This is a genomic window from Amycolatopsis sp. NPDC051372 (assembly GCF_040682095.1).
Taxonomy (GTDB): Bacteria; Actinomycetota; Actinomycetes; order Mycobacteriales; family Pseudonocardiaceae; genus Amycolatopsis.
In genome coordinates this window covers 1-1,555 of record NZ_JBFBAF010000099.1, presented here as the reverse complement: position 1 = coordinate 1,555, position 1,555 = coordinate 1, and the positions used below count along the sequence as shown (strand labels likewise).

Below are 1,555 nucleotides of genomic sequence, written 5' to 3'. Positions count from 1 at the left end.
CGTCACGGACAGCGTATCGGTCGTCGTAGCGACTGGAAAAAAGCTTACGTCACCCTGAAAGAAGGCCAGAATCTGGACTTCGTTGGCGGCGCTGAGTAAGTCGGAGGAGTAATACAATGGCAGTTGTTAAATGTAAACCGACATCTCCGGGTCGTCGCCACGTAGTTAAAGTGGTTAACCCTGAGCTGCACAAGGGCAAACCTTTTGCTCCGTTGCTGGAAAAAAACAGCAAATCCGGTGGTCGTAACAACAATGGCCGTATCACCACTCGTCATATCGGTGGTGGCCACAAGCAGGCTTACCGTATTGTTGACTTCAAACGCAACAAAGACGGTATCCCGGCAGTTGTTGAACGTCTTGAGTACGATCCGAACCGTTCCGCGAACATCGCGCTGGTTCTGTACAAAGACGGTGAACGCCGTTACATCCTGGCCCCTAAAGGCCTGAAAGCTGGCGACCAGATTCAGTCTGGCGTTGATGCTGCAATCAAACCAGGTAACACCCTGCCGATGCGCAACATCCCGGTTGGTTCTACTGTTCATAACGTAGAAATGAAACCAGGTAAAGGCGGTCAGCTGGCACGTTCCGCTGGTACTTACGTTCAGATCGTTGCTCGTGATGGTGCTTATGTCACCCTGCGTCTGCGTTCTGGTGAAATGCGTAAAGTAGAAGCAGACTGCCGTGCAACTCTGGGCGAAGTTGGCAATGCTGAGCATATGCTGCGCGTTCTGGGTAAAGCAGGTGCTGCACGCTGGCGTGGTGTTCGTCCGACCGTTCGCGGTACCGCGATGAACCCGGTAGACCACCCACATGGTGGTGGTGAAGGTCGTAACTTTGGTAAGCACCCGGTAACTCCGTGGGGCGTTCAGACCAAAGGTAAGAAGACCCGCAGCAACAAGCGTACTGATAAATTCATCGTACGTCGCCGTAGCAAATAATTTTAGAGGATAAGCCATGCCACGTTCTCTCAAGAAAGGTCCTTTTATTGACCTGCACTTGCTGAAGAAGGTAGAGAAAGCGGTGGAAAGCGGAGACAAGAAGCCCCTGCGCACTTGGTCCCGTCGTTCAACGATCTTTCCTAACATGATCGGTTTGACCATCGCTGTCCATAATGGTCGTCAGCACGTTCCGGTATTTGTAACCGACGAAATGGTTGGTCACAAACTGGGTGAATTCGCACCGACTCGTACTTATCGCGGCCACGCTGCTGATAAAAAAGCGAAGAAGAAATAAGGTAGGAGGAAGAGATGGAAACTATCGCTAAACATCGCCATGCTCGTTCTTCTGCTCAGAAGGTTCGCCTTGTTGCTGACCTGATTCGCGGTAAGAAAGTGTCGCAGGCTCTGGATATTTTGACCTACACCAACAAGAAAGCGGCTGTACTGGTCAAGAAAGTTCTGGAATCTGCCATTGCTAACGCTGAACACAACGATGGCGCTGACATTGACGATCTGAAAGTTACGAAAATTTTCGTAGACGAAGGCCCGAGCATGAAGCGCATTATGCCGCGTGCAAAAGGTCGTGCAGATCGCATGCCGAGAGTGTGGCTACCACC

Annotated in this window: 4 protein-coding genes; all 4 read left to right on the top strand. The window is 51.3% G+C overall.

The genetic code is table 11. The features are described from left to right. Window positions 1–99: 50S ribosomal protein L23 (rplW, locus tag AB0M56_RS50525; protein WP_364190839.1), on the top strand; the 99-nt coding region annotated here is incomplete at its 5' end. A 17-nt stretch (window positions 100–116) separates the two neighbouring features. Continuing rightward, window positions 117–938 carry a 50S ribosomal protein L2 gene (rplB, locus tag AB0M56_RS50520; RefSeq protein ID WP_000301864.1) on the top strand — a complete coding sequence of 274 codons (822 nt, stop codon included), beginning with the start codon at window positions 117–119 and terminating at the stop codon, window positions 936–938. A 16-nt stretch (window positions 939–954) separates the two neighbouring features. Next, entirely contained in the window at window positions 955–1,233 is a 279-nt protein-coding gene (gene rpsS / locus AB0M56_RS50515; RefSeq protein ID WP_001138117.1) for a 30S ribosomal protein S19, read from the top strand. 14 nt (window positions 1,234–1,247) lie between these two features. Next, the coding region (rplV, locus tag AB0M56_RS50510) for a 50S ribosomal protein L22 (protein WP_364190808.1) at window positions 1,248–1,555 on the top strand (308 nt) is incomplete at its 3' end.

Coding starts and splice junctions, on each gene's coding strand:
- rplB (WP_000301864.1), top strand. CDS start 117: ATGGCAGTTGTTAAATGTAAACCGACATCTCCGGGTCGTCGCCACGTA.
- rpsS (WP_001138117.1), top strand. CDS start 955: ATGCCACGTTCTCTCAAGAAAGGTCCTTTTATTGACCTGCACTTGCTG.